Origin of the sequence: Tabrizicola caldifontis (assembly GCF_004762095.1) — a bacterium.
Classification (GTDB): domain Bacteria; phylum Pseudomonadota; class Alphaproteobacteria; order Rhodobacterales; family Rhodobacteraceae; genus Tabrizicola; species Tabrizicola caldifontis.
The window spans coordinates 1-6,682 of sequence record NZ_SIJH01000036.1 but is presented as its reverse complement, the minus strand read 5'-3'; the positions used below and the strand labels follow the sequence as shown (position 1 = coordinate 6,682).

The 6,682-nt window shown below is 63.3% G+C and carries 4 protein-coding genes; 1 reads left to right on the top strand and 3 read right to left on the bottom strand.

From position 1 onward, the window contains the following. Window positions 1-102: 102 nt before the first annotated feature. The 3 genes from EYB42_RS16990 to EYB42_RS16980 form a co-directional block, all read right to left on the bottom strand. Entirely contained in the window at window positions 103-543 is a 441-nt protein-coding gene (locus EYB42_RS16990) for an AMP-binding protein (RefSeq protein WP_205910012.1), read from the bottom strand. A gap of 260 nt (window positions 544-803) precedes the next feature. Then, on the bottom strand, window positions 804-2,024 hold the full coding sequence (locus EYB42_RS16985) for an APC family permease (protein WP_135451266.1): 1,221 nt from the start codon (window positions 2,022-2,024) through the stop codon (window positions 804-806). Further along, window positions 2,017-4,443, bottom strand: a complete 2,427-nt coding sequence (locus EYB42_RS16980; RefSeq protein WP_135451265.1) for a Lon protease family protein — start codon at window positions 4,441-4,443, stop codon at window positions 2,017-2,019. The genes EYB42_RS16985 and EYB42_RS16980 overlap by 8 nt, the downstream gene beginning before the upstream one ends. Window positions 4,444-5,519: 1,076 nt before the next feature. On the opposite strand from EYB42_RS16980, the gene EYB42_RS16975 reads away from it, so the two are divergent. Then, a complete protein-coding gene (locus EYB42_RS16975; RefSeq protein WP_167851059.1) occupies window positions 5,520-6,614 on the top strand; it encodes a capsular polysaccharide export protein, LipB/KpsS family in 1,095 nt (364 codons plus the stop codon). The last annotated feature ends 68 nt before the right edge of the window (window positions 6,615-6,682 follow it).

The window sequence follows — 6,682 nt, the reverse complement described above, 5'->3', positions numbered from 1 at the left end:
CCGCAGCGACCCGCAAAAAGAAGGAAGACAGCCATGCCTTGACCCCAGCCTGAGCCGAAATCCATAATCAGAGGTGGCTCACTTCTCGATGGAAAACCCGGCTCAGTTCTGGGTGGAAATCAACAGCGCATAGTTCTGGACCGTCGTGACCAGGACGGCGGCGCCGCCGATCTCCATCCTGGCGCGGACGGGTTCGGGACCGAAGGCCGCGAAAAGAGGGCTGACCACGACCCCTGCCTTCATCGCGCCAAGGGTGGCGGCGTAAAGTTCGGGCACCCGACCGGAAAGAAGGAACATCCGTTCCCCTGGCGCAATGCCGTTGGTGCGCAGGACATGGGCGAAGCGCGCGGCCTGGCTGGCAAGATCGGCATAGGTCAGGATCTGGCGCTGCCCCTCGCGGCCAAGCCAGATCAGCGCCGCCTGCCCGCCGTGGCCAGCAGCCACATGCCGGTCAACCGCTTCGTGTGCGATGTTCAGCCCGCCGCCGGGCAATCCCGCCAGTCGCGACCGGGCCGCCTGCCAACCGGTGGGCAAAGACGGCATGTCCCCTGTTGTGGGTGCCCTCGCAGCGATGATGTTGGCCATCTTCCCCCCCCCAATCCTGCGTGAAGATCACCGGCTGCCCCGACAGACTGATGTGTCTGACGCACCGAAAGGATCTGCCATCGAAGAATGCACCGCGCCCGGGCCTGTGTATTTGATGCAGGTCATGCCGGCGACCTATCGGCCGGGCGGCGACGCGGAAGGGAATCGGCCGGCACGGGCATGCTCCCCTGCCCCGCCATCGGTCCCGCGTAGCTCACTCAGATTTCCGACAGGACGCCGGCCACCAGCAGGCCAAGGCACACGATTGCCCCGGTCGGCGGCACCCAGCGATAGACCTGGAATGTCCCCTCGGGCACCGGGGTTCCCCGAGCCTTGATGCGGGCGAGCGACAGGCAGACAAGGGCAAAGACCAACAGCGTGATTGCCGAGGTCAGTTCCGCAAGTTCGACGATGGGCAGCGCAAGCGCCATGATCAGCGCGACACCGGCACAAAGGGCCGTGGCGCGCACCGGCGTGGCGGTCCGCGCGGACAACCGTGCCAGGCCAACGGGCAACTCTCCATCCCTGGCCATACCGTAGATGACCCTTCCAGCCATGAGGATCTGGACGATGATACCGTTCAGCGTGGCGACCGTCGCAATCGCGACCAGCACGATCTCGGGCAACCCGGTGTTGCGGGTAAAGGTCAGCGTCAGCGGGGACGGATGGGATGTGATGTCTGCCAGATCGTTGGTGGCAAGGACAGTCAGGACCACCCCCAGATACAGGACCGTCGTGATCAGCAGGGTCAGAAAGATGGCGGTCGCAAGGGTCCGCTGCGGGCTGGTCGTTTCCTCGGCGATCGAGTCGATGTTCTCGAAACCGATGAAGGCAAAGAAGGCCAGAAGGCTTGCAGCCATGATCCCGCTCCAGACGGGCAAAGACAGGGTTGCCGGCACGGCCTGCACAGCCTGGCCGAGGATATCCTTTCCGGCCCAGAATCCCCCGCCGATGATCAGCACAAGGCCGCCGATCTCCACCACAGTCATCGCGCCGGCTATTCCGGTAGAGGACTTGATGCCCAGCGATGCAACAGTCGCGCAGCCGCAGATCACGAACGCCAGCAACAGGGTGGGCGGCAGGTCGATGACACGGGAAAGGTAGCTGACGGCCCCGTGCGCGATGGCTGCGGCAGCAACGATACCGATCGTCGCGACGCCAAGCCCGACCGCGACGAACAGGGTGCGCGATCCGAAGCCTTCGCGCACGAAGCGCGCCTCGGCGGCCGCAAAGGGAAAGCGGCCGGTAAGTTCGGCAAAGCAGGCAGCCGGAAAGACCATGATCAGCGCGGCCAGGACAAAGGCGACCGGTGCATGGATGCCGGCGAGGGAAATCGTGCTGCCCACAAGGGCGTAGATCCCGGCCCCGATCGTCACGCCAAGCCCGTAAAGCACGACGTTCGCCAACCCCAGCCGACGCCGGAGTGTCAGTTCAGCCATCGGCGGCCCCCTGTTCCGCCGAAAGGTCGCCCTGCCCTGCCCGTGCCTCGGCGAAATCCAGCAGGCGCACCTCGATATTGGCGTTGATCGAGCCCGACTCGAACTCGCCGTTCATGGTGCGCCTGCCCGCCGGCAACCCGGTCAGCTGTGAGATTGCCTCGTCCACATGGGAAACGGCATGGATCTGGAACCGGCCGGACGCGACGGCGTTCACGACCTCATCACGCAGCATCAGGTTCCCAAGGTTTCCCCGCGGGATCACGACGCCCTGCCGACCTGTCAGCCCCTTTTCGGCACAGACCCGGAAGAACCCCTCGATCTTCTCGTTGATGCCACCGACCGGCTGCACGTCGCCCAGCTGGTTGACCGATCCCGTCACCGCATAGGATTGCGAGATGGGAACATCCGCCAGGGCAGACATCAGGGCGCAAAGTTCGGCCAGAGAGGCGCTGTCGCCCTCGATCCGGCCATAGCTCTGTTCCAGAACCAGCGAAGCCCAGAGCGAAAGCGGCACATCCGGCGCATAGCGCGCAGCCAGGAAGCCCGACAGGATCAGGACCGCCTTGGAATGGATCGGCCCTCCCAGCTTTGCTTCGCGTTCGATATCGACCACACGGCCCGATCCCATCCGCACCCGTGCCGTGATGCGCACCGGCATTCCGAAGCGCAGCTCGCCGATGTCCGCCACGGTCAGCCCGTTGACCTGCCCGACGACGCTGCCGGTGGTCGAAATCAGGATCCTTTCGCCGCTGACCATCTCCAGCAGGCGGTCGCGGGTGCGTCCCAGCCGGCGTTCCCGCGACGCGATCACGGCGGCGACATGGGCACCGGTGATGGCGCCGACCCCGTCCCTGCCGGCCAGGTGATCGGCCTCGCGCATCAGGTCAAGAACCTCGCCCGTCCGCAGGCAGATCTTCTGCTGGTCTTCCGCCGCGCGGGACGAGGCCTCGATCAGCGCGGCCACGCCGTCGCGGGCTACCGGGCGCAGCCCTTCCTGGGCGCCGACAGTGGCGAGCATCCTTGCGAAAAGCTCCATCGACCCTGCATCGCGGGTCATGTCGTCGGCGAACTCGGCCGCGACGCGGAAGAACTGGCCGTAGTCGGGATCCAGTTCCGACAGCAGTAGAAGCAGCTGCTGGTCGCCGACAAGAACCACCCGCACGTCCAGGGGAATGGCCTGCGGCTCCATCGTCGTGGTCGCGATCAGGCCAAGCCGGTCGGCGGCGGTGGTGATCCGGATCTCATGCGTCTCGAGGCTGCGCTTCAGGGCATCCCAGGCGAAGGGTTCGGACAGCACGCGCCTGGCATCCAGCAGCAGGAACCCGCCATTTGCGCGATGCAGCGCGCCCGGCTTGATGAGGGTGAAGTCGGTGACGAGCGTCCCTTGCTGGGACATGTAGTCGATCCGGCCGGAAAGATTTGCCAAGGTCGGCATCGTTTCGACGATGACCGGGGCGCCCGCCCCTTTTTCGTGCGTCGTGACGACATTCACGGCATAGCGGTGAAAGCGCGGGTCATCGTGCAGGGCGGCAGGGCCGCGCGGGAAGGGTGCCTCGGCACCGCTGCGCTCCCACGACAGGAACAGGTCTGCGTTCACGACGAAATCCTGGCGCAGGGCCTGAAAGAAGGACTGCACCTCGGGCAGTCGGGCATAGCTGCGGTTCATGCGCGACATTGCCGACTTGACGGCACTTTCCGCCATGCGCGCGTTCAGATCGGCCATGGCCTCGCGCTGTTCGCGGCCCAGTTCGGGAAGCGAGGCCAGGAAATCCTCCAGCTCTTCATGGATCGCCTGGACATCGGCCTCGATCCGCGCGCGATCGGCCTCGGGCATGGCAGCCATCGCCTCGGCCTTCAGAACCTCGCCGGCGTGCATCGGGGCCAGGGAAAACCCCATGGGCGTCCGCATGATGGCGACATTCCGCTTGCGGGCGCTTTCGACAAGGGCGTTGAAGGCGGCTTCGTGGCGCGCGGCGAATTCCTGCTCGATGGCTGCACGGCGCGTCTGGCAGTCTTCCGAGACGAGAACAGCCGGAATCCGGCTGGCCAGATCCTCGACCAGGGCCGCGACGGCATCGCGAAGCCGGGGGCCTTCGCCTGGGGGAAGGCGGATCGCCAGCGGCTTGTCCGGATCGGCAAAGTTGTTGACGTAGACCCAGTCGTCAGGCTCGGGTCGGGTGGCCGCTACATCTTGAAGGATCCGCAGCACCGTCGAATGGCGACCCGAACCCTCGGGTCCGTAGACGAACAGGTTGAACCGGGGGTGGCGCATTTCCGCCGAAAGGCGGATCGCCTCGACAGCGATGTCCTGGCCCACAGGGCCCTTCAGCGCGGCCAGATCCGCTGTCGTCTCGAACGTGAAGTCCGACGGGTTGCAGACAGCCCGAAGCCTGTCATGAGAAACCAGAGTATCGGCCACTGGCCGCACCTCATGTTGCGAGGGTGGTCCACCCACCCGGGATGCCAGAGTTCGGCAGGTGCATGGTCAAGGTCAAGCGCCCTGGATGTCAAGCTGACGGATCCGCCGCCGAGACGTTTCACGCGGCAGCACGGGGGCACCCCGACCGGCAAAGGGCAGACGTGAGGAATTGCAGCGACGAAGGGGGCAAATCATCGGATTGGTTGGCTGTGAGTGTCGGGACACCCCCCAACGGGTTGGTGAGCCGTGGCCTTTCCGGAAGCAGGGGGTTGAACCCGCCCAGATCCTGCAAGCCGTAGGGCACGCGTGGCAACGGGGCAATATGCTGCTGCGCACTTCACACCTGAGGCGTACCTTTCCCTTTCCCGTTCGAGTTTCGACCAAGCGGCAGCTACGCCACTCCGTGGGACAGGATGACGGCTTCACAAGGTGGCTTCTTGACCGTCAGGGTTGTGGAGCAAAGCCGTTGACCCCCCCAAACTTGTGCGCTAATTGGATTCGAACCAAACGGCCGCATCAGGCCGGGATGGCTGTCCAGAGCTATCCGTTGCGTCCTCGACGTCAGAGCGTTGTGGGTATAACAAGTCCTTGGATGGGCTTGAAGAAGTGCTGAACTGATTTAATATCGGGTGGGCTGCGTTATGAAGGTGTGTTGAGAGTGAAATGCGGGCTTCATATCGCGGGGTGCGGTGGCAATGTGCGGCCGCGCGGTCATCAGCTTCTTTCCGGCTTGAAGTACCACATACACCGCAAAGTCAGCGTATCTTCTGCGTATCTCTTTCAATTGGTTTCCTGCGATCTCGCAAGAAAGGGCCAATCCTTCCACTTGCTGACTGGGCCGCGCGCCGCCAAATCCGTCTGACTTGATTGGAATTGCGCGATGACTGCCGATTGCCGTCCCCCTACGCTTGAATGGCCGACCCACACCGCTCCTTCGCACGCTGCCTCAGGCTTGGTGACATTAGGAAAGTCGGGGCATTGCCCCAGAAGGATCCTTCTGCTGCAGGGTCCTGTGGGTCCCTTTTTTTACCGAACTGCAGGATGCTTTGGTGGCATCTGGATATGATGTAAGGCGCGTGATCTTCAACTTTGGTGACCAGGTCTTCGCGCGGCGCCGCTCCTGTATCCGATTTGCCGGAACGCTGCCCGAGTGGGCAAGCTGGCTCAAAGCTGAAATTGCCAATCGCAGACCAGATGCGATCATTCTTTTTGGCTGCAATCGCCCGATACATCGAGTTGCCCGAGAGGTAGCAGAGATGAACGGAATTCCCGTTGTCAGCCTTGAGGAAGGTTATCTGCGCGCCGGATACGCCAGTTGCGAAGCGGGCGGGAACAATCAGCATTCCCCGATGGCGCGGTGGCGATCAAATCAGACATTTGCCCCACAAGATGGTGCAGGCCCATCCCCCTGCAACAGCCGCTTTTCCTTTGTGGCAATGTGCCTCTGGGGGGCGATCTATTACCTGATGCGCGATCTGGCGTCAAAAGAGACCGAGGAACATCTGTACCACCGCCAGAGGGAACGGATCCTTCCCCTATCTCTCGGCTGGGCGGCCCACATGCTGGGTCGCGTTGCCGCGAGGCTTACAGAATATCCGACGCGGCGAGTGCTCCGGCAGTCTCCGGGCTATCTGCTGGTCCCGCTTCAGGTCACAAGCGACAGCCAGCTCGTAACGGCGGCACGCGGCTGGACGACAGACCGGCTGATAGACGCCGTGTTGCGCGCCGCAAGCAGCGCCGGCTGCTGCCAGAAGATCGTCTTCAAGCTGCACCCGCTGGAACGCCGCAGTTCGGCCATGAAGCATCTGGTTCGCAAAAAGGCGCGGCAGTTCGGAATTCCTCGCAATCGGTTGATTGTTCTTCGGACCGGGCGCATCGGCGATCTGACAGCAAAAGCCAGCGGCATGATCGTGATCAATTCGACATCAGCCTTTTCCGCCATGCACCATGACGTTCCGGTCCTTGTGCTGGGCGACGCCGTCTTCCGGCACAAGGAAATCGTGACATTGGGGGATGACGAAACCGACGTTGCCAGGTTCATGGCCGTGCGACGGGCCAAGCCGCGCGTGCAGATCAACGCTTTCCTGACCGAATTGAAGGCCAGAAGCCTGATTGTTGATTTCCACCCAGAACTGAGCCGGGTTTTCCATCGAGAAGTGAGCCACCTCTGATTATGGATTTCGGCTCAGGCTGGGGTCAAGGCATGGCTGTCTTCCTTCTTTTTGCGGGTCGCTGCGGC